The following is a 21112-nucleotide window of genomic DNA, read 5'->3' on the forward strand; positions in this document are numbered from 1 at the left end:
ATGGTTAGCTTTATTACTTAGAAACGGTCAGACGAGCACGGCCTTTTGCACGACGGCGAGCCAGAACCTGACGACCATTTTTGGTAGCCATACGAGCGCGGAAGCCGTGAGAACGGTTACGCTTCAGTACGGATGGTTGGAAAGTGCGTTTCATAGCGATTTCTACCTAACTTAAAATTATTACTGATTCAGTAAATGCGTTGGCAGCCAGTGAGAAATAGACACCGATGCCTCAATCGCAACATCAATATAAAAGAAGCGGGATTGTAATAAAATGTACAGCTCTGAGTCAATTTACATAACACAAAGTCGGCCGGCTTTTCTACTGAGTTGGATGTTTACCAACACTCTGCCCATGCGTACACCAGAAACCTTCACCAAGAATTATCGGTAAAAAACTCTGGCATCGCATATAGGGTGCAACATTATACGGACTACTGAACAAAGCGCAACGATCACCGGCAGATCTTCGTTTTCTGTTATGATCCTTAGTCCGATTTTATTTTAAATATCAACTTATTCTCGATCTGCATTTGACCGCCGCCATAACTTCACTACAACCCCTTTACAGCCCTATATTTCACAGACAATTTTATCCTGTGGATAAAAAGCGCTTAAACTGTGTAAAAGAATGAAGATCTATATCGTCTTTTGCGCTATGATCCCCAGCCATGATTTGGATCTTATCCTCGGATCATGGGGGGAGCGATGACATTAAAAATCGCCATACACATGACAATTGATCCTTCCTCACCTTAGAGGAGTCGTTGTTTTGTACCCAATATAATGAGCTAACCACTCCGATTTCTTTAATTGTTAATTGGCCTTGTTTTAGGGGAGTCCACCGTGTCACTTTCGCTTTGGCAGCAATGTCTTGCCCGATTGCAGGATGAATTACCTGCCACAGAATTCAGTATGTGGATACGCCCCCTTCAGGCAGAGCTAAGCGGTAACACTCTGGCACTTTATGCCCCAAATCGGTTTGTTCTGGATTGGGTAAGAGAGAAGTATATCAACAACATCAATGGGTTGTTGAACGACTTCTGTGGAGCAGAAGTACCATTATTACGTTTTGAAGTTGGCAATAAACCCGTTTCCCAAAACGATAGCCCACCACAAAGGGTTGTTGCTCACACGCCGGTTGCACCTGCACCACAAAACACATCAGTACGCCCTAGTTGGGATAACACTGCGGTACAACCAGAGCTATCTTATCGCTCTAATGTTAACCCAAAACATACTTTTGATAACTTTGTTGAAGGTAAATCCAACCAACTTGCTCGCGCTGCGGCAAGGCAGGTAGCTGATAATCCCGGCGGTGCTTATAATCCACTATTTCTTTATGGTGGTACGGGGTTGGGTAAAACCCATCTATTACATGCCGTAGGCAACAGTATTATGGCACGTAAGGCAAATGCCAAGGTGGTCTATATGCATTCTGAACGTTTTGTTCAGGATATGGTCAAGGCATTACAAAATAATGCAATAGAAGAGTTCAAACGCTATTACCGCTCTGTCGATGCATTACTGATCGATGATATTCAGTTTTTTGCCAATAAAGAACGCTCTCAAGAAGAGTTCTTCCACACATTCAACGCATTATTGGAAGGTAATCAACAGATTATTCTGACATCAGATCGCTATCCAAAAGAGATCAATGGGGTGGAAGATCGGTTAAAATCCCGTTTTGGCTGGGGGTTAACCGTTGCAATTGAACCACCGGAACTGGAAACCCGTGTCGCTATCTTGATGAAAAAGGCTGACGAAAACGAAATCCAGTTGCCCGGAGAAGTTGCTTTCTTTATAGCCAAGCGTCTGCGTTCTAATGTCCGTGAGCTTGAAGGGGCATTGAACAGGGTAATAGCAAATGCCAATTTTACCGGTCGAGCAATTACTATTGATTTTGTACGTGAAGCATTACGTGACCTGTTAGCACTGCAAGAAAAACTGGTTACCATTGATAATATTCAGAAAACAGTCGCTGAGTATTATAAAATCAAGGTGGCCGATTTACTTTCCAAACGGCGCTCCCGTTCCGTTGCCCGTCCAAGGCAAATGGCAATGGCGCTGGCAAAAGAGTTAACCAACCACAGCTTGCCTGAAATCGGGGATGCCTTTGGTGGACGTGACCACACAACTGTGTTGCATGCTTGTCGTAAAATCGAGCAATTGCGTGAAGAAAGTCACGACATCAAAGAGGATTTTTCTAACTTAATCAGAACATTGTCTTCCTAGTGCTATGAAATTTATCATTGAACGTGAGCAATTGTTAAAACCACTGCAACAGGTCAGTAGCCCGCTGAGTGGACGCCCTACTCTGCCTATTCTTGGTAATTTATTACTACAAGTTACAGAAGGCTCCCTGTTGCTGACCGGCACAGATTTAGAAATGGAAATGATGGCAAGAGTCGCGCTTTCATTGCCACACGAAGAAGGTGCAACCACGGTACCGGCACGTAAATTCCTTGATATCTGGCGAGGTTTGCCAGACGGGGCCGAAATCAGTGTAGAGCTGGATGGTGACCGCCTATTGGTGCGTTCTGGTCGCAGCCGTTTTTCGCTCTCCACATTGCCCGCGTCTGATTTTCCAAATCTTGATGACTGGCAAAGTGAGGTAGAGTTTTCACTGCCACAAGCCACATTGAAGCGCCTTATTGAATCAACTCAGTTCTCAATGGCTCACCAGGATGTTCGCTATTACCTCAACGGTATGTTGTTTGAAACCGAAGCAGAAGAGCTACGTACAGTTGCAACCGATGGTCACCGTCTGGCTGTCTGTTCTATGGGAATTGGTCAAAAGCTGCCTTCTCATTCGGTTATCGTGCCACGTAAAGGCGTGATTGAACTCATGAGATTGCTGGATGGCGGCGATACTCTGCTACAGTTACAAATCGGCAGTAACAATATTCGTGCCCACGTTGGCGACTTTATTTTCACCTCTAAATTGGTGGATGGGCGTTTCCCTGATTATCGTCGCGTATTGCCAAAGAACCCGGATAAAACCCTGGAAGCTAATTGCGATATGCTGAAACAGGCTTTTTCACGCGCGGCAATTCTCTCTAATGAAAAGTTCCGCGGAGTTCGCCTCTATTTCAGTAAAAACCAGTTAAAAATCACAGCAAATAACCCTGAACAGGAAGAAGCCGAAGAGATTGTCGATGTCAGCTACCAAGGTGCTGAAATGGAAATAGGCTTTAATGTTAGTTACGTGTTAGATGTTCTCAATACATTAAGATGTGAAGAGGTTCGTTTATTGCTGACGGATGCTATTTCCAGTGTTCAGATAGAAGACTGTGCCAGCCACAATGCGGCTTATGTCGTGATGCCAATGCGCCTGTAACCGGATTTATATTTCAGGTATATGACTCTCACGCGTTTACTTATTCGCGATTTTCGTAATATCGCCGCCGCTGATTTGCCTCTAGCTACCGGATTTAATTTTCTGGTTGGATCTAATGGCAGCGGCAAAACCAGCGTATTGGAAGCAATTTATACGCTGGGTCACGGACGCGCTTTTCGTAGCATTCAGACAGGACGGATTATCCGCCATGACTGTGATGAATTCGTTCTGCATGGGCGGCTAGGGCAACCGGAGAGTGAGCGGGAACAATCTATCGGTCTGAGTAAAAACCGTAATGGCGACAGTAAAGTCAGAATTGATGGCAAGGATGGTTGCAAAATTGCCGAGCTGGCCAAGATGTTACCTATGCAGCTTATTACCCCAGAAGGTTTTACCCTGTTAAATGGCGGGCCAAAGTATCGACGGGCCTTTATTGACTGGGGCTGCTTTCACAATGAGCCACGCTTTTTTTCTGCATGGGTAAACTTAAAACGGCTACTCAAACAACGCAACGCCGCACTACGACAAGTTACCCGTTATAGCCAGATACGGCCTTGGGATCAAGAATTGACACCACTCGCTAACCAAATAAATCAGTGGCGTGGTGAATATGTTACAAACATCACTCAGGATATTACAGATACCTGTAAGCAATTCTTACCTGAATTTACATTAAGTTTCTCTTTTCAACAGGGATGGGACAAAGAGAGTGATTATGCTGAATTACTGGAGCGCCAATTTGAGCGTGACAGAACGTTAACCTATACAGCTTCCGGCCCACATAAGGCAGATCTGCGCATTCGTGCAGAAGGAACGCCTGTAGAAGATATGCTATCCCGCGGTCAATTAAAGTTACTGATGTGCGCACTGCGGCTAGCACAGGGTGAATATTTCACCCGACAGAGCGGACAACAATGTCTGTATCTGCTTGATGATTTTGCCTCCGAACTGGATACCGGCCGCCGTCAATTGCTGGCCGCACGTCTAAAATCCACGCAAGCTCAGGTATTTGTCAGTGCGATAAATCCCGACCAAATAACAGACATGCTTGATGGAAATAGCAAGATGTTTCGCGTGGAAAATGGCAAAATAGAGGTTCAACCACAGGATTAAAAATGAGCGAGAAACGTTGATGTCGAATACATATGACTCCTCAAGTATCAAGGTATTAAAAGGGCTGGATGCGGTGCGTAAACGTCCGGGCATGTATATCGGTGATACAGACGATGGTACCGGCTTACACCACATGGTCTTCGAGGTTGTCGACAACGCTATCGACGAAGCCCTCGCTGGCCACTGTAGCGAAGTTATCGTCACTATCCATGCTGATAACTCTGTCTCCGTACAGGATGATGGCCGCGGTATTCCTACCGGTATACACGAAGAAGAAGGTGTTTCAGCAGCCGAAGTTATTATGACCGTGCTGCATGCGGGGGGTAAATTCGATGATAACTCTTATAAAGTCTCCGGCGGTTTGCACGGCGTAGGGGTTTCTGTTGTTAACGCCTTGTCTGAAAAGCTGGAATTAGTTATCCGCCGTGACGGCAAAGTTCATGAACAGACTTATCACCTTGGTGTGCCACAAAGCCCACTGAAAGTCGTTGGAGAAACTGAACAGACAGGTACCCGTGTCCGCTTCTGGCCGAGCATGGATACTTTCCGTAATAACACAGAATTCCAACATGACATTCTGGCTAAACGCCTGCGTGAACTATCCTTCTTAAATTCCGGTGTATCTATTCGCCTCATTGATAAGCGCACTAATATAGAAGACCACTTCCATTATGAGGGTGGAATTAAAGCGTTTGTTGAGTTCCTAAATAAAAACAAAACACCCATTCATCCAAATGTTTTCTATTTCTCTACCGAAAAAGATGGCATCGGCGTTGAAATTTCAATGCAATGGAACGATGGCTTCCAAGAAAATATTTACTGCTTTACCAATAATATCCCACAACGCGATGGGGGAACTCACTTAGTTGGCTTCCGTACTGCGATGACACGTACCCTTAATAGTTACATGGATAAAGAAGGGTACAATAAGAAATCCAAAGTCAGCGCCACCGGTGATGATGCTCGTGAAGGTTTAGTTGCCGTTATTTCCGTTAAAGTGCCTGATCCAAAATTCTCTTCTCAGACTAAAGATAAACTCGTCTCTTCCGAAGTGAAAACTGCGGTTGAAACGTTGATGAATGAGAAGCTGGTGGAATACCTACTGGAAAATCCAAACGACGCTAAAACTGTCGTCAGTAAAATTATTGATGCTGCTCGCGCTCGTGAAGCAGCCCGCAAAGCACGTGAAATGACACGTCGTAAAGGAGCACTGGATTTAGCTGGCCTGCCAGGCAAATTGGCTGATTGCCAGGAACGTGATCCGGCACTCTCTGAACTCTACTTAGTGGAAGGGGACTCTGCGGGTGGCTCGGCAAAACAGGGCCGTAACCGCAAAAATCAGGCAATTTTGCCGCTAAAAGGCAAAATCCTGAACGTCGAAAAAGCGCGTTTCGATAAAATGCTCTCTTCCCAGGAAGTGGCAACCCTGATTACCGCATTAGGCTGCGGTATTGGCCGTGACGAATATAACCCAGATAAACTGCGTTATCACAGCATTATTATCATGACGGATGCGGACGTCGATGGTTCTCATATTCGTACTTTATTGCTGACTTTCTTCTATCGTCAAATGCCAGAAATCATTGAACGTGGTCATGTGTTTATTGCTCAACCACCGTTGTATAAAGTCAAAAAAGGCAAACAAGAACAATACATTAAAGATGATGAAGCAATGGATGAGTACCAGCTATCCATTGCATTAGATGGCGCTTCACTTTACACCAATGAGCATGCGCCAGCCTTAAAAGGTGAACCACTGGAAAAACTGGTGACTGAATTTAATGGCGTTCAAAAAATCATTAAACGCATGGAACGTCTGTATCCGCTAAGTTTATTGAATAGCCTAATTTATCATCCGAAGCTGACCGAAGAAGCATTGTCTGATAAGGCGAAAGTTGAAGAATGGATTGAAATGCTGGTCACTCGTCTGAATGACAGTGAACAAAACGGCAGCAGCTACAGTTATCGCCTCCATGAAAATCGTGAGCGCCAAATGTACGAACCGGTTCTGTGTGTCCGTACACACGGAGTTGATACTGATTATCTATTGGACTTCGATTTTATCCACGGCGGCGAATATCATCGTATTACTCAATTAAGCGATAAACTTCGCAATCTGATCGAAGAAAGTGCCTATATCGAACGTGGTGAACGTCGCCAACCGGTTAGCAGTTTTGAACAAGCGCTAAACTGGTTGACTAAAGAGTCACGTCGTGGGTTGTCTATACAGCGTTATAAAGGTTTGGGAGAAATGAACCCTGAACAGTTATGGGAAACGACCATGAACCCGGAAACTCGCCGTATGATGCGTGTGACAGTAAAAGATGCCATTGCAACTGACCAACTGTTTACAACTCTAATGGGTGATGCTGTTGAACCTCGTCGAGCATTTATTGAAGAGAATGCCCTGAAAGCAGCCAACATTGATATCTAATTGATATTATTATCAATTTAAAAAAGCGCTCATATTGATTCTTTATGAGCGCTTTTTTTATCTGTTATTTCCAATAGATAAAGTGTAATTTATTTTATGATTTTACAAAATATAACTTAAAACTAATTTTTATATTTTCTTGGTAACATGCAAGCATATAAAATAGAAAATATCACACTACCTACTCTAATTACCTCACTATTTAAATTAATAAACATTGATATAATTTCATGATAACCATCATATTTAACAATGAATAATTGAGCAGTTCCAAACATGATTATTATAAAGAATGAAAAAACAGAGAGAATATAACTCCCTCTTTTCTCTATAATAACTTTAATAATAAAAAGTAAAAATAATATTACCAAAGACAAAAAATAGTACAGTAAAATATCCTGCCAAGTAGATTGAGTGGAAATTATAACATCTATATAGTCCATCATTATTTTTCCCTTTCTAGCTGATAAATACTCAGAGCTGTAGCGTTATCAACAATTAGTTCAGTAAATAAATTAATTTTGACATTTTATTATATCTTTGAAAAAATCATATAGAATATCTTCTTGGCATTAAAATAATATACAATAAGGAAAATATAAAACCACCAATCTTTATACTTTCGATTTTAAAATTAATAAAATTGGGTATATTGTACTCATATCCTGTTAAAGTTAATTGAGCACTATATAATATAAGAACCAAGATAACACCAAAAATAACCATAAGATTGTTATTTTTTTCTTCTATTATTATCTTAAGAATAAATAGAAAAAACAATATAACAAGAGATAAAACATAATAGTATAATATATCCAGCCATGATGATTTAGTAGAAATAATAATTTCGGCATAATCCATTATTCTTTTTCACCAATAATTTATCGTCAACATTTAAACTTCCTTGGGAACATTATCATGATTAAAATTGAAAATATCACCGCACTTACTCTTATTACCTCATCATTTAAATTCAAAAATATAAATGGTGGAATCAAGGAATAACTAAATTTAGATATAATTAATTGATCTGTACAAAAAGAAAACAAAAACAAAATATTAAGTATAAATATAGAAATGCTTTTTTTACTTTCTGTGTATTTTTTAAAAAATAAAAAAATATAGAAAAAAGCATCATAAATAAAAAATATAATACAAAATCCATATTAGATGATTGGGCAGATATAATTAACTCCTGACTCATATTATTTCTCTTCTCCTGTTGTCTTATAAACACTCCGAAGAGCAATACCATCAACCACTATCTCCATAAAAACGATTTACTGTATATTTAGATAAAAATAATTAAAATACTTTATATAATATAACAAAAATAAACCAACAAAGAAACAATGAACAGAGATATATAGAGCAATCCACTCGAATAACGAGTGGATTTTCATATAAATAGATAGATTAAAATTATTAAATCAAGATACGTAGCATACGACGCAGAGGCTCTGCTGCTCCCCACAACAATTGGTCACCTACAGTAAAAGCAGATAAATACTCTGGTCCCATATTCAGCTTACGTAAACGCCCCACAGGAGTATTCAACGTTCCCGTTACGGCTGCCGGGGTTAATTCGCGCATACTTAATTCGCGATCATTTGGAATAACACGAACCCAGTCATTATGCGCAGCCAGTAATTGCTCAATATCAGGAATCGAAATATCTTTTTTCAATTTCAGAGTAAATGCCTGACTATGGCAACGCAGCGCCCCGATACGTACACACAAACCATCCACAGTAATGATGTTATTACCGGTATTGAGGATCTTGTTGGTTTCTGCCTGACCTTTCCACTCCTCACGGCTTTGGCCATTATCAAGCTGTTTATCAATCCACGGAATCAAACTACCTGCCAACGGTACGCCAAATTGCTCAGTTGACATAGCACCGCTACGGATGAAATCCGTTACTTTTCTTTCAATATCCAGAATAGCCGATGCCGGCTCTTGCAGCTCTGTTGCTACCTGAGTATGCAAAGATCCCATCTGAACCAGCAATTCCCGCATATGACGAGCGCCCGCACCAGAAGCTGCCTGATAAGTTGCAACAGAAGCCCATTCAACCAAATCATTAGCAAATAATCCCCCCAAAGACATCAACATTAGGCTAACGGTACAATTACCACCAACAAAAGTTTTTATGCCTTTATCAAGACCTTGCTGAATATGCGTATGGTTAACTGGATCAAGAATAATGATGGAATCATCATTCATACGCAGCGCTGACGCCGCATCAATCCAATATCCCTGCCAACCTGTCGCTCTTAACTTTGGATAAATCTCATTAGTATAATCTCCACCCTGACAGCTAATAATAATATCCAAAGCACCAAGCGCTTCGATATCGAAAGCATTCTGTAACGTACCTTGCTGACCAGTAAAATCAGGTGCTGGCTGTCCGTGTTGTGATGTCGTGAAGAATACCGGACGAATAACATCAAAATCCCGCTCTTCAATCATACGCTGCATTAATACTGAGCCGACCATCCCGCGCCAGCCGATAAAGCCCACATTTTTCATCATTATTGTCCTACTTTGGTGAGTGTTGATCAGTGATTCTGATTACACCAAAGCTGACAAAATATGACCAAGGACGCAAGTGAATTTATTAATTAATTCACAAGATATTTAGCAACATAGCTAGCAGCAAGATATATAACGAATCTGGCATCCGAGTAAAAAGCCACCTGTTGGTGGCAAATATTTACAATTAACTTTTAATTTTCAAGTCACATTCAATGGAGTTTTAGTTTTTTCTTTGGGATGCGGCTTAACACTTATTACTTCACCAGGTTTGGAAATAAAGCGGACAAACGTTTCATGGCTGACGAAAGTTGCACCACAATTGATGTTTTGACATTGATTATAACGTTCTTTTGTATGACTGGAATGCTCAAAGCTGCTGCGTGCATGAGCCGCTTTACCACAAAGAGGACACTTGATCATATTTTCTTACCCTTAACTAAAACATGAACTCTCATAATGTGAACAATATAGCAATGAGATCTCACTTAAAGAACAATTATTTCATATCGAGATCATCAATTTTTAATTCCAGAGTCAGTGCTGTTGTAAAACCACCAGATCCATTCACTGTGTGAGTAACCGTCGTTAATGTCCATTCGGCAGCATCTATTTCTGGTTTAAAGCCGGTAACCTTAATGGGTATTTCAGGGTAGAGATCTGCACGCCCCTGAGCCAGTTGAATCGAAAACGTCGCTGCCCCACGTTGCATTTTTTCCCAGGCAACCTTAGCTGCACGTTTAGCACTAGCCTCATCAGCATAAGTACGAGAAAGCTCCAATACGTTACCTTTGCTACCGATCAAATAAGATTTTAATTTATCAGTATTTCCCTTATTTTTTCGTTCAACGGTTACAGTATGTTTTTTCTCTGGTTTACGGACGTCCAACCAGTTGGCTACCACACCGGTATAAGCCTCACGATCAGACAGGGTAAAATTATGATTGTCACCTGACCGACGTGTAATCACTAATGCAGGAATAACCGCACCACTAGCTGTTTTATTCTGTCCTTGCCGGATAAATATCAACTTGCCATTTTTTACTGAAGCAATTGCCCCTTCCTGCCTTGCCAAGCGGGTAAGAAAACTACCATCTGACTCATTCGTCTGATCAATATGGCTAATCAATATCTTCGCAATATCTTGATGCAAATCGGCGCTAAGGTTATTTCTAGCAGCTATAGTATGGACAATATCACCTATCGTTTTCTTATGATAAGACTCTTCACGTCTCATATTGAGAGATTCACGGAAATCAGCACTACGGGCACGAATCGTTAATTTGTCCGGTGCTCCACTGTAGCCAATTTCATCCACAGTAAAACGCCCTTTACTGATCAGTGGCTGATCACGCCATCCCAACGCCAATGAAATCACATTACCTCTGGAAGGTAGCACCAAACTTCCATCGGCATCATCCAGTTCAATATCAAGTTGGTCGGCTTCAAAGCCACGATTATCTGTCATTGTTAGTGACATCAGGCGCGATTGAATGCGCCCACTGATATCTTTATTATCAATTTCCAAAAGAAATGAAGGTGCACTGCCTTTTTCGGTCCCTTTGCCAAATTCAGACGTCATGACAATACCTCTCTAACTCTATCTGACAAATTGTCTGTAAGCATAGAGAACTGCTCCTGAAGATCACCGAACATTTCAATTAGAGAACTATCCACTCGCTTCAATGTTAACGTGAAATCAATTTTGCGGGCAGAACCATTCGACATAAATTCAGTTTTTGTCTGGTCGATACTCTGAATGACAAACATACCGTAAACCGTGCCGCTGCCATCGATAAAGGACCAAGCCTTACCGCTATCAGCCATCACTTGTAGTACCGTCAATGATAAACGACCACCAGTAATTTCTGGATATAACGAACCGGAAAGTGTCATTGTGTCGTTGTCCGGCCCCAGAAATTGCCAGGCAGGCCGCACCCCGATACGGCTATTAAAAGCATGTCGCCACGACTGATTATATTGCATACTCTGGTATGGTGTGGTTTTCAACATAAAAACAAATAAACCCAGTGCAGCCATCATAATTAGAATTCTCCTCTATCAGAGAATGAACTACGTAAACGAGCCTGCTGTCTACGTTCCCGATCATCCAATTCACGCCTAACCGCTGCTGCAATATCCTGCACAGACTGATCCGGCGCACCATAGATATTTATATGATAGACCGGAGATTCACTGCGGTACTCTATCACCTGACGTTTGTCCGCTTTCTTTTCCTGAATCTGCGGATAAGCATGAACCGGTAAACTCTGAACATGCAACGGTGCTGTTCTGGCTGCGGTAGAAGGTGCCATTACGCTTAAAGAAAATGCCGCAGCGGCAGCAAGTTTAGCAGTCTGTCGTCGGCTAATAACATTAACAGGGCCAGTGACAATCTCTGGTCCATATTCACCAACAATACCAAATCGACCAGCCGGAATAATGCCCCCTTTGTCATGTTTGGGCAGAACCGAATTAACATTAGGACTCACATTATTACTGGCATCTTTTGAAATATCTTCCTTTGACCGCATCCAGTCAGGGAGATATTCAGACAATGAAGTCAGTTTCTGTTTCAGGGCTTCCCATTTTTCATTAATCCCCTCCAATAAACTGTTAATTATCGCTGTGCCAACCTCTTTAAATTTACTGGGTAGATTCATTACGTCAGTAATAATTTCATTCCATTTATCCGAGATCGATATTTTAATATTCTCCCAGATATCCAATGTATTCTGTTTAACTAATTCCCAAGCATTACTGATACTAGTTTTAATATTTTCCCAAGTTTGCAGAACACTCTGTTTAATGGATTCCCATTTCTCAATGAGGTTAATTTTAATATTTTCCCAAAGCTGAGAAAATCTCGGCCCCAATGTTTCCCAGTTTTGCCAAATATAAACAGCAGCCATCGCAATGACACCAATAACGGCGAGGATTGGGTTAGCCATCATTAAACGACCGACAATCATCATAGTGCTACCCAACATTTTCAGAGCATTCCCGACTAATCCGAGCGCTCTCACACCAGTACTACCAAAGAAAGTAAGACTATATTTCGCTACAGCTAATGGAAGCAATATCGAAGCGATCGCCTGTGCCAATGCGCCAAACACAGTTAACATGCCTCCGACTACCATCGTAATAGTCGCAAGCGTTGCAGCCAAACGTGGATTGGCTTCCATCCACTCACTGACTTTATTGACTACATTGGTTACTTGCTGAGTGACTTCTCTTGCAGGACCTTCTACGCCAGAAAACATCTGAACGCCTAGATTACTCCAAGCAGCATTGAGTTTTTGGATATCACCAGTGAGATTATTCCTCACTACAGAGGTAACTTTTTGGGATTCACCTTGAACATTTTTCAGTTCAGCGATAAACGTCTGCAATCCCCCCTGCCCTGCCTGATTTACCAATACATCCAAAGCAGGAGCAGCATTTTCACCACCAATTGCTGTGAAATAACTTGTACGTTGTTTACCGCTCATTGAACGGGTTTTATCATCTAGTTCAACGAGAATATCAGGTAATTGCCGTAAATTACCTTTAGCATCACGAGTTTTAATATCTAGTTGTTTCAATGCGGCAACAGCAGCTCTAGGCGGTTCAGCCAATCGGCTTAGCACATTACTCAAAGCCTCTCCAGCTTCACTTCCCTTAATATTGGCATCACTTAGCTTTCTTGTAGCAGCCGCAACGGTTTCAATATCAATCCCCAAAGAAGTGGCCGCTGGAGCGACAGATTTCATGGTGTCACCCAATCCCGCCAACGTTGTTTTTGAACCAATAAGCGTTGCCGTCAAAACATCACTAACATGCCCCATCTCTTCGGATTGTAATTTAAACCCTTCCAGTACATTAGTACTAATATCAACCACATTGGCGAAATCTGTACCGCTTGCCTGCGACATTAATACCGCACCAGGCATCACATTCTTTATCTGGTCAGGAGAATACCCCTTGGAGGCATACAGGCCCTGTCCCTGTGCAATCTGACTGGCCGGAATCCCTGTACTTTTGCTCAACTCACGACTTTGGTTGAGCAACATGGCGTATTCAGGAGAATTTTTTTCAATATTGGTTTGTGCCTGAATTTTGGACATTTGAGCACTGAGATCATAACCCGGCATCAGAAAACTTTTACTGGTTGTCAGTATCTTACCGCCTGCCGATTTCGCATTAGCGCCATATTGGCTAACTCGATCACGAAGCTCTTTGATTTTGCTATAACGATTTCCACCACGATTTTCTTCCCTTTGGCTACTGATATGCACAGTTTCCTCGGTGTTTTTACTCAGCTCGCGACTTTGATTGAGCAACATGGTGTATTTAGGAGCATTTTTTTCAGTATTGGTTTTTGTCTGAATTTTGGACATTTGAGCACTGAGATCATAACCCGGCATCAGAAAGCTTTTACTGGTTGTCAGTATCTTACCGCCTGCCGATTTCGCATTAGCGCCATATTGGCTAACGTGGTCACGAAGCTCCTTGATTTTGCTATAACGACCTTCACCGCGATTTTCTTCCTTTTTGTCACTGGTATGCGCAGTTTCCTGCGCATATTCAGGAGCAGAATAAAGTTTAATTGCTTTATAAGTCTGATTTAATCGCTTGAATTCATCGCGATTTTGCCGGATAGAATCCGCCAACCTTTTATTATTTCGCTGTGCGGATTTCAAGGCGCTGGTCAGCTTATTAACGGACTGTATTACCAATTTAAGCTGTGACTGTGTATTACTCATTTTCTGCACCACTTCGTAAGATGGCCCGATGTCGCCAGTCCAGTAATTCCGGTAGTGACATTTCATCTGTCACTGCCGGAGACCAGTGGAAAACGGTGGCAATATCTGCCACCAATTCATCTACGGTTAGTCGGTCTGGAAACCGGACTTCGCCGACTTCGGTAACAAAAAATTGACCACCTCAACACTGAGATTAATCAGATCGCCGGGAGTCATTGACAACAGGTCGCTTTTAGTGAGCGCAGGTATGGTCACGCGTGGCAAAACCAATATCATTGAGTCCACATCCATCTCCAGCAAAGCCTGTAGCCGAGCACCACGCAGCGCGCCACTGTTCGGTTTGCGCACCACCACTTCAGTAATGTTGCTACTACCACGTGCAAGCGGTTCTTCTAATACGATTGTGCGCTGCTCGTCGTTTTGAGTAATTAGTGTTTCTGTCATGGTTCAACCTTGTTTATCCGATTAGATTAAAGACCCATAGCGCGACGGTGATCTGCCAAGCGATCCTCACCATTAACGACTTCAACCATGTTAACGGTATCCACCTCGATCAGAACTTCACCATCCCATGTCAATTTGAAATAGGTATTTTTAGCGCTGATTTTGGTCTGAGTATTATCTCCCTGCTTATAAGTACCGTGGTCAAACTCATGGAAACGGCCACGCATCACGATTTCAACAGCAATCACATCGCTGGTATCATCGCGCTGGTAGGAGCCCGCAAAGCGCAACATTACGCCGTCGGCTTTGGTCAGCCCCCATTGCCGATAATGTTGAGCTTCCATACCTCCTAGAGTAAATTCAACGTCCAATGCACCTTCATCCAAGCCTAAGTCCACGGTTGCGCTACCGTTCATACCAGCGCCACGATAGGTTTCCAGTTTACGACTCAGCTTAGGCAGAGTAAGTTCTTCCACTATTCCCTGATAACTATTGCCATCATTAAACAAGTTCAGGAATTTAAGTTTGCGAGGTAATGCCATCTGTGTCCCCTTAGCCGTTTATGCTTTTCGCGAAATCCATCAGGTAACGATCTGTAATACGCTGGCGTAACATCATGTTTTCCAGTGGTGGTACAGGTGTATAGTCGTAATCGAGGGTCAATTTGCCCGCTTTCAAGGTGTCTTTATCATTGGCGTTTTCGTCATACCAACACTGACCGTCAATAATGTAGCCCCCAGATTTCAGTTCACGGAACTTAGCATTGATACCTTCGATAATGTCTCGTACCAGTGAAGGAGTTAGTGGCTTATCGATTGCCCACATATGTGCTTCTGCCATAGTGTCAGCTAATACTTGAGCAGTACGAGTGTAACTTTCGAACTGGAACAATGGGTCATCAGCGCAGGTACGGGAACCCCAGAAACGGAAGCCATTTTTACGGATAAGTGTCGTGATACCATTTTGGTTTAACAAACCAGCATCAGTTGCTGGATCTTGAAGATCCCAGAAGACGTCTGCTGAAAGGCCGGTCACACCATTGACACCGATGTTGGACAGTGTTTTATGCCAACCTGTTTCTTCATCAATTTTTGCACGTAAACCCAGTGCACGAGCAGTAGCGTAGGCGATAGTGTCTTTATTAGAAACAGTATCCCAACTCAGGAAATCAGGCCAAATCAACATCAGCTCTCGTTGACTGAAGTTTTTGCGATATTCGATAACTTCTGAGATAGTCTTACTACCATAGGCGCTGATATAAGCCATTGCTCTCAGTTTCTGCGCGATACTCGCCAACTCAACAGCAACAGCCTTCGTATCCAACCCAGGAACGCCCAGAATACGTGGCTTCACACCTAGCTGGCTTTGTGCTGCCAACAGTGCCTGTATACCGGTTTTCTTACCTTCATTAGTTGTAGTACCAATGATGTTGCTGGTAGTTTGCTCTTCCGTTTCACCTTGTGCTACACGGACAACAACAGTAACGGGTTTAGACTGGTCTGAGATAGCTTTGAGTGCCTGAGGCAATGTACCGGTTTTACCAGCTTTGCCAATGGCGAGTGAAACATCAGTAATCAAGACCGGAGTATTTAATGGAAAAGTTTTTTCGTCTGCTTCAGGACCAGTACACACCATACCAACAATAGCGGTACTAACTGTGGTGATGGTACGTGTGCCTTCGTTAATTTCCTGTACACGGACGCCGTGATGATAATCTTGTGCCATATTAGCGGTTCTCCTGTTAAGGTGTTCCGCTATGTTGAAGTATCCGAATTATTAAATCATTCGATGAGAAATGTGTGAGAGATGATACAAATCAGGTTGCTTAATTTATTATTTTTTCTAATAATTTAATTACCTGTACTTCATAGATAGAGGAAAAATAAACCTCTATAAATCAATATCTGCTTCTTCTGTCGCAAACTTTTAGCTCTGTTCATCGATTATTTTTTCACAGATTTTACCGACCAAAATAGATGATAATTTATACATATCAACGCATTTCTCTGTAAACCACAGTTCTGGTCATTTATTGACACCTGAATATAGCCAATTTTCATCATATGAGCCCCTGCTTAGTACCAAGACGAAACTATTCTCTCGGAAATTTCACGGATAAATGAGTTTTGAAAAATCTTGGTTTGATAGAAACAGTGAATTTGGCGAAAAATGCTCTTCCTAAGGACTCAACTGAATCATTCACGTCCGGCAATCACAATATTAAAACAGGTGGAAGTTATTCCAGTTTGTCACTCACAAAGGGAGATGGCCGATATGTTTTCATAGAAACTACTTCTCATGAAGAAGGCTCTTTTTGTGCAATAGGATATCGTGAGTTTGATTCCTCAAATATAAATGTTGTTCACCTCCCTCGAAAGAGCGGCTATGTTGCAATAGCTAATGAGCATTATTCTAAATCAGAATCTGACAGTCGATTTATTCAGTTAAATACGAATACAAAAACATCAGGTTATATATTAGCTAAAACCGTAAACTATTATGATGATCCTAATTCACGTCATTTGGGGCGTTCGGGATTTTTGAGACCCAATGGAATTGATAATCTAGGGGCATTAGCAATTCATATAGCTCATCCTGGAGTTGATAGCTCTCAGCATGCTCACGGGCTTTCTTTCGGGTATGGAGGTTATTCAGAAGCATTCAGCATTTCTACTTACGCTTTCGATGAAAATGGTAACTTCAGAGGAAAACGTAAGATATTAACAGAGGATGATATCCTTGTTGGTATTCCATTGCCGTGGTCTAAGCCAACTGCACCAGCAGGTTATCTTATTTGTAGTGGTCAGCAGTTTAACAAATCTATGTACCCTAAATTAGGGGAAGCATATCCCTCTGGTACACTTCCTGATCTACGTGGTGAATTTATTCGAGGTTGGGATAATGGGAGAAGTATTGATTCTGGGCGGGAGATATTATCCCATCAAGACTCAACAAAGTTACCTAATCTTTACACCCATGCAGCCTCTGCAAATATAGGAGTATTGGTATCTCCTCCTATTAATCGCTTTTCAAGTAATTATCCATCAGAAATTATGGCTAGTGATTTTGAGGAAGCAGAATTCGGGAGCGGCCAATATTTTTCAACCCAATTAAGTCCTTATGGTTCAGTTTCATTATCTACAATTAGAGTACGCCCCCGCAATATCGCATTTAACTACATAGTGAGAGCAGCGTAATGACAACACAGAAACAAAAATATTCCCTAGAACCAGAAGCCGCAATATTGGGAAATAACGGATTAGCAACCAAGGCTGGTTGGCTGACAATCTACCAGGCAGAGCCTTATTCCAGAGAATTTATTGGTGCCAGACCAGAATATTTAATGGAAGGAGTGGGACTTCCTGCCAATTCTTATCCAGATGCACCAAAAATTCCAGATTCTGATAATATGGCTGTTTGCCGCAGCGAAGATAAAAATTATTGGCAAATTGTACCTGATTACCGAGGAAAAATAGTTTATAACACACAAACCTTAGCACAATATGAAATTACAGAGTTAGGTGAACTACCAGAATTTCTGACATTCAAACAACCTGTCACTGATTTTGATAAATGGGATGGTAAACAGTGGGTAACTGACAAATATGCTATAAAGGATAGCCAGATTAAACAGGCAAAGCAGCAGCGGATAGCACTATTACGACAAGCGAATGAAAAAGTTACATTATTACAACATGCTGTAGATATTAAATTGGCCTCAGAAAAAGAAAAGTTATTGTTGTTAGATTGGAAAAAGTATTTAGTATTACTGAGTCGTATTGACATTTCATCATCGCCAGATAATATTAACTGGCCTGAAAAACCAGAATAAAATAATAACGGCCTGTTTTTCAGGCCGTAGATTTAAAACTTATAAAATAATTTGTAAGTGTTTATCGTTTCTGAAACCATTTTTATATTAAACTGGCGGATTCGACTAATAATCCACAATTAATTTCAAAACAATATGTATTTATATTTAATTACATATTGTTGTAACTAAACCAGTAACACTCAATGTTTCTTGGTAGTTCACAAAAATCACTAACAATAATAAGGAAATTATAAACAATCATTTCTCTGCAATAAGAATTGATGACTATACAATTAGCAATGTTATTTAGAGTATAGAATGTAAAAATTGAAATTATATAAATAGCCAACTCAATATGGTTGGCTATTTATAGATGATAATGTTAAATTAAAAATTATCACCATAAAAATAATTTATTTTATTCTGGTTGCTCTGGCCATTCAATATCTTGTACCGTGGTATCCAGTCGATTTAACGCTACGCGATATTTTTTCCATTCCATCAGCATTGTTATTTCGTTATCAGTAGCAATGCCTAAATCGATAGCATCCTGCAATGGTGCCATTTTAATTGTCGCTTGTTCCAATAAATAATATTGTTGTCGGTGATAGGCTTTATTTTTCTGTTCGATAATGGCCTTCTGATATAATGCTTGAGCCTCTTGATCACTGAAACCCATAGAGATTAATTGATGGGGTTCAGCTGGCACATTAACATATTCATAGCCATTTCTATCTATTAACTTATTTAATGTTATCATATATCCTCATTATGGTTTCTTTTGATAACGTGTGTCATATTCCAGAGAGTAAGGTGTTGTATTATCATTATATTCTTCGCCTAATAATGGTTCGTTAATAGATAACGATTTCACCATCCACTTCATTTCACGCTTAAGATCTGCACTTGACCATCTATATATTTCAACCTCGCCTTCTTCACGTGAATAATGGATTGGTTGGAAATTACTAGTCACAAAATAGGTTAAACCACCACGTAAATAACAACCACTATAAACGTAACAACCTACAACATTACCAGATTTAACATCACCATAGAGAGGGTATTTACCATCGGCGGGTCTGGCGATGCTTATCATGGCGTAGCGGATCGCTTTTATTGTTTTACGATAGGTTTGATTTATGCGTTTAATATTTAAATATTGTGCATCACCACCCCACAGATGCTCTCCCCCTTCTATTTGTGTAAATAGTCCAGCAACATGTGTCACGCCTTCACCGAATGGCTTTTTTTCTGCATCATATGGATAGGGCCTATGAAGTGTTAACCAGGAATTCGCTCCGATATTAGGTGGGAAGCCCCACCAAACCGGATAATAACGGTCAGTACTTAGGCCAGTAAGATCAATTGTAGTGGTATAGCGCGGTTCACTCTGAATATCTGACGCCGTAGGTCTATTGAGTGTGTTATATTCTTGAGCCCAAGGCGTCCACGGTAAATTATGATATTTGCTGCGCGTATATATTCGACTGCTGTTATAAATAAAATAACGTTGAGTCACAGCATTATTTTTCAGAACGACGAGTGAACCAGCAAGCGATTCAGGGTAGTTAGCACCATTTTGGGCATAAATATTGTAATCTTGGTAATAGATCCCTGGTATTTTGTAGTTATCCAAATTTGCCTTATCACCCAAATAAACCGCCTGCCCATTAAAGATATCCTGGGACGTAATATTGATATCCTCAGTCAGGACTTTGTCATTCACTTTCCGGCTATTCTGCACCGCTCCCTTAGCCAAATTCACCGTTTCTATCAAACCAAGGTTTTTAAAAATTCGCTAATCCGTGATAATTTCGACAATAATAGTCTCATATTGGTATTGAGTGGGGTTACATATGGCGAAGATTGGCTATATTCGGGTGTCAACAAATGACCAAAACAGTGATTTACAGCGAAACGCATTGATAAGTATAAATTGTGAGCAGATTTTTGAGGATAAAATTAGCGGAAAAACATCCAACAGACCAGGTTTAAAACGAGCTTTAAAACAACTTAAAAAAGGTGACACTTTAGTTGTTTGGAAACTGGATCGATTGGGGCGTAGCGTAAAAAATATGGTAACTTTAATTTCTGATTTAAGTGAACGCGGTATTCATTTTCAAAGCTTGACTGATAGTATTGATACCAGCACTTCTATGGGGCGATTTTTCTTTCATGTTATGAGTGCTCTGGCTGAAATGGAACGGGAATTAATCGTTGAAAGAACAAATGCAGGATTAATAGCAGCTCGTGCCCAAGGGAGAATTGGTGGCAGGCCAGTATCACTTTCATTCGTTGAGCAACAACAAGCAGCAAGATTGCTGGCAAAAGGCCACACACGGAAACAGTTATCATTAATTTACAACACATCGTTATCTACAATATATAAGTATTTTCCAGTAGATAAAAAAAATTGTCGATAAAATTAGTATTTGCAGTGCGGCTAGTTAAACATTTAATTTTGTATTCGTAATATCCAAGGCTAATTGGTTATTAATTTATGCAAAATATATCACGTTTCTTTATCTATACAAAAAAACTTCCGCCGCACTATACATACTATAAAGGAGCACAGAGTAAGTTAACAATTAACTATTCTAGCAAAAGAATTTATTGTGTATGAAATTCACTGCATCTGGCCGTTTTTTGGGTAATGAATTACCATCAGCATAGATTTTACACAT

General features: G+C 41.0%; 21 protein-coding genes. 7 read left to right on the top strand and 14 right to left on the bottom strand.

Translation table 11 applies throughout. The annotated features are described in order from the left end of the window. Positions 1-13: 13 nt before the first annotated feature. Entirely contained in the window at positions 14-154 is a 141-nt protein-coding gene (rpmH, locus tag EAE91_RS05990; RefSeq protein WP_000831330.1) for a 50S ribosomal protein L34, read from the bottom strand. A gap of 692 nt (positions 155-846) precedes the next feature. Here rpmH and dnaA point away from each other — a divergent pair. From dnaA to gyrB, 4 genes are read left to right on the top strand one after another with little or no spacing between them, the layout of a single operon-like run. After that, positions 847-2235 (top strand): chromosomal replication initiator protein DnaA, encoded by a 1389-nt coding sequence (gene dnaA, locus EAE91_RS05995; RefSeq protein WP_118987636.1) that lies wholly within the window; start codon positions 847-849, stop codon positions 2233-2235. Positions 2236-2239: 4 nt separating this feature from the next. After that, positions 2240-3340 carry a DNA polymerase III subunit beta gene (dnaN, locus tag EAE91_RS06000; RefSeq protein WP_214087685.1) on the top strand — a complete coding sequence of 367 codons (1101 nt, stop codon included), beginning with the start codon at positions 2240-2242 and terminating at the stop codon, positions 3338-3340. Between the two features lie 21 nt (positions 3341-3361). Further along, the gene (gene recF, locus EAE91_RS06005; RefSeq protein WP_214087686.1) at positions 3362-4453 is read left to right on the top strand and encodes a DNA replication/repair protein RecF; all 1092 of its coding nucleotides are present in this window, start codon (positions 3362-3364) and stop codon (positions 4451-4453) included. A 19-nt stretch (positions 4454-4472) separates the two neighbouring features. After that, the gene (gene gyrB / locus EAE91_RS06010) at positions 4473-6887 is read left to right on the top strand and encodes a DNA topoisomerase (ATP-hydrolyzing) subunit B (RefSeq protein WP_214087687.1); all 2415 of its coding nucleotides are present in this window, start codon (positions 4473-4475) and stop codon (positions 6885-6887) included. A 122-nt stretch (positions 6888-7009) separates the two neighbouring features. On the opposite strand, the gene EAE91_RS06015 is transcribed toward gyrB, so the two are convergent. The 11 genes from EAE91_RS06015 to EAE91_RS06065 all read right to left on the bottom strand — a co-directional run bounded on the left by EAE91_RS06015 (position 7010) and on the right by EAE91_RS06065 (position 16336). Next, positions 7010-7333 carry a hypothetical protein gene (locus EAE91_RS06015; RefSeq protein ID WP_214087688.1) on the bottom strand — a complete coding sequence of 108 codons (324 nt, stop codon included), beginning with the start codon at positions 7331-7333 and terminating at the stop codon, positions 7010-7012. A gap of 103 nt (positions 7334-7436) precedes the next feature. Then, the gene (locus tag EAE91_RS06020; protein WP_214087689.1) at positions 7437-7748 is read right to left on the bottom strand and encodes a hypothetical protein; all 312 of its coding nucleotides are present in this window, start codon (positions 7746-7748) and stop codon (positions 7437-7439) included. Between the two features lie 564 nt (positions 7749-8312). Further along, complete coding sequence (gene asd, locus EAE91_RS06025) at positions 8313-9419, bottom strand: aspartate-semialdehyde dehydrogenase (RefSeq protein ID WP_214087740.1); 1107 nt, start codon at positions 9417-9419, stop codon at positions 8313-8315. A 204-nt stretch (positions 9420-9623) separates the two neighbouring features. Beyond that, positions 9624-9845 carry an ogr/Delta-like zinc finger family protein gene (locus EAE91_RS06030; protein WP_214087690.1) on the bottom strand — a complete coding sequence of 74 codons (222 nt, stop codon included), beginning with the start codon at positions 9843-9845 and terminating at the stop codon, positions 9624-9626. Positions 9846-9921: 76 nt separating this feature from the next. After that, positions 9922-11004 (bottom strand): phage late control D family protein, encoded by a 1083-nt coding sequence (locus tag EAE91_RS06035; protein ID WP_214087691.1) that lies wholly within the window; start codon positions 11002-11004, stop codon positions 9922-9924. After that, positions 11001-11465 carry a phage tail protein gene (locus EAE91_RS06040; RefSeq protein WP_214087692.1) on the bottom strand — a complete coding sequence of 155 codons (465 nt, stop codon included), beginning with the start codon at positions 11463-11465 and terminating at the stop codon, positions 11001-11003. The genes EAE91_RS06035 and EAE91_RS06040 overlap by 4 nt, the downstream gene beginning before the upstream one ends. 2 nt (positions 11466-11467) lie before the next feature. Continuing rightward, a complete protein-coding gene (locus tag EAE91_RS06045) occupies positions 11468-14167 on the bottom strand; it encodes a phage tail tape measure protein (RefSeq protein ID WP_244868692.1) in 2700 nt (899 codons plus the stop codon). After that, the gene (locus tag EAE91_RS06050) at positions 14160-14279 is read right to left on the bottom strand and encodes a GpE family phage tail protein (protein ID WP_011144425.1); all 120 of its coding nucleotides are present in this window, start codon (positions 14277-14279) and stop codon (positions 14160-14162) included. The genes EAE91_RS06045 and EAE91_RS06050 overlap by 8 nt, the downstream gene beginning before the upstream one ends. Before the next feature lie 14 nt (positions 14280-14293). Next, positions 14294-14611: a phage tail assembly protein gene (locus EAE91_RS06055; RefSeq protein ID WP_036782409.1), complete on the bottom strand. Its 318-nt coding sequence runs from the start codon at positions 14609-14611 to the stop codon at positions 14294-14296. A 26-nt stretch (positions 14612-14637) separates the two neighbouring features. Next, entirely contained in the window at positions 14638-15153 is a 516-nt protein-coding gene (locus EAE91_RS06060; RefSeq protein ID WP_105396541.1) for a phage major tail tube protein, read from the bottom strand. A gap of 10 nt (positions 15154-15163) precedes the next feature. Continuing rightward, positions 15164-16336, bottom strand: coding sequence for a phage tail sheath protein (locus EAE91_RS06065; RefSeq protein ID WP_214087694.1), 1173 nt, complete (start codon positions 16334-16336; stop codon positions 15164-15166). A gap of 401 nt (positions 16337-16737) precedes the next feature. Here EAE91_RS06065 and EAE91_RS06070 point away from each other — a divergent pair, with 401 nt between their 5' ends. Together EAE91_RS06070 and EAE91_RS06075 are read left to right on the top strand one after the other, a co-directional pair. Further along, positions 16738-17808 carry a phage tail protein gene (locus EAE91_RS06070; protein ID WP_214087695.1) on the top strand — a complete coding sequence of 357 codons (1071 nt, stop codon included), beginning with the start codon at positions 16738-16740 and terminating at the stop codon, positions 17806-17808. Continuing rightward, on the top strand, positions 17808-18443 hold the full coding sequence (locus EAE91_RS06075) for a tail fiber assembly protein (RefSeq protein WP_214087696.1): 636 nt from the start codon (positions 17808-17810) through the stop codon (positions 18441-18443). Before EAE91_RS06070 ends, EAE91_RS06075 begins: the two co-directional genes overlap by 1 nt. Before the next feature lie 400 nt (positions 18444-18843). On the opposite strand, the gene EAE91_RS06080 is transcribed toward EAE91_RS06075, so the two are convergent. Both EAE91_RS06080 and EAE91_RS06085 read right to left on the bottom strand, forming a co-directional pair. Beyond that, positions 18844-19185, bottom strand: coding sequence for a tail fiber assembly protein (locus EAE91_RS06080; RefSeq protein ID WP_214087697.1), 342 nt, complete (start codon positions 19183-19185; stop codon positions 18844-18846). A 9-nt stretch (positions 19186-19194) separates the two neighbouring features. Beyond that, complete coding sequence (locus EAE91_RS06085; RefSeq protein WP_214087698.1) at positions 19195-20193, bottom strand: pyocin knob domain-containing protein; 999 nt, start codon at positions 20191-20193, stop codon at positions 19195-19197. Between the two features lie 91 nt (positions 20194-20284). On the opposite strand from EAE91_RS06085, the gene EAE91_RS06090 reads away from it, so the two are divergent. Beyond that, entirely contained in the window at positions 20285-20851 is a 567-nt protein-coding gene (locus EAE91_RS06090; RefSeq protein ID WP_214087699.1) for a recombinase family protein, read from the top strand. Positions 20852-21112 lie beyond the last annotated feature (261 nt).

Origin of the sequence: Photorhabdus noenieputensis (assembly GCF_018448935.1) — a bacterium.
Classification (GTDB): Bacteria; Pseudomonadota; Gammaproteobacteria; order Enterobacterales; family Enterobacteriaceae; genus Photorhabdus; species Photorhabdus noenieputensis.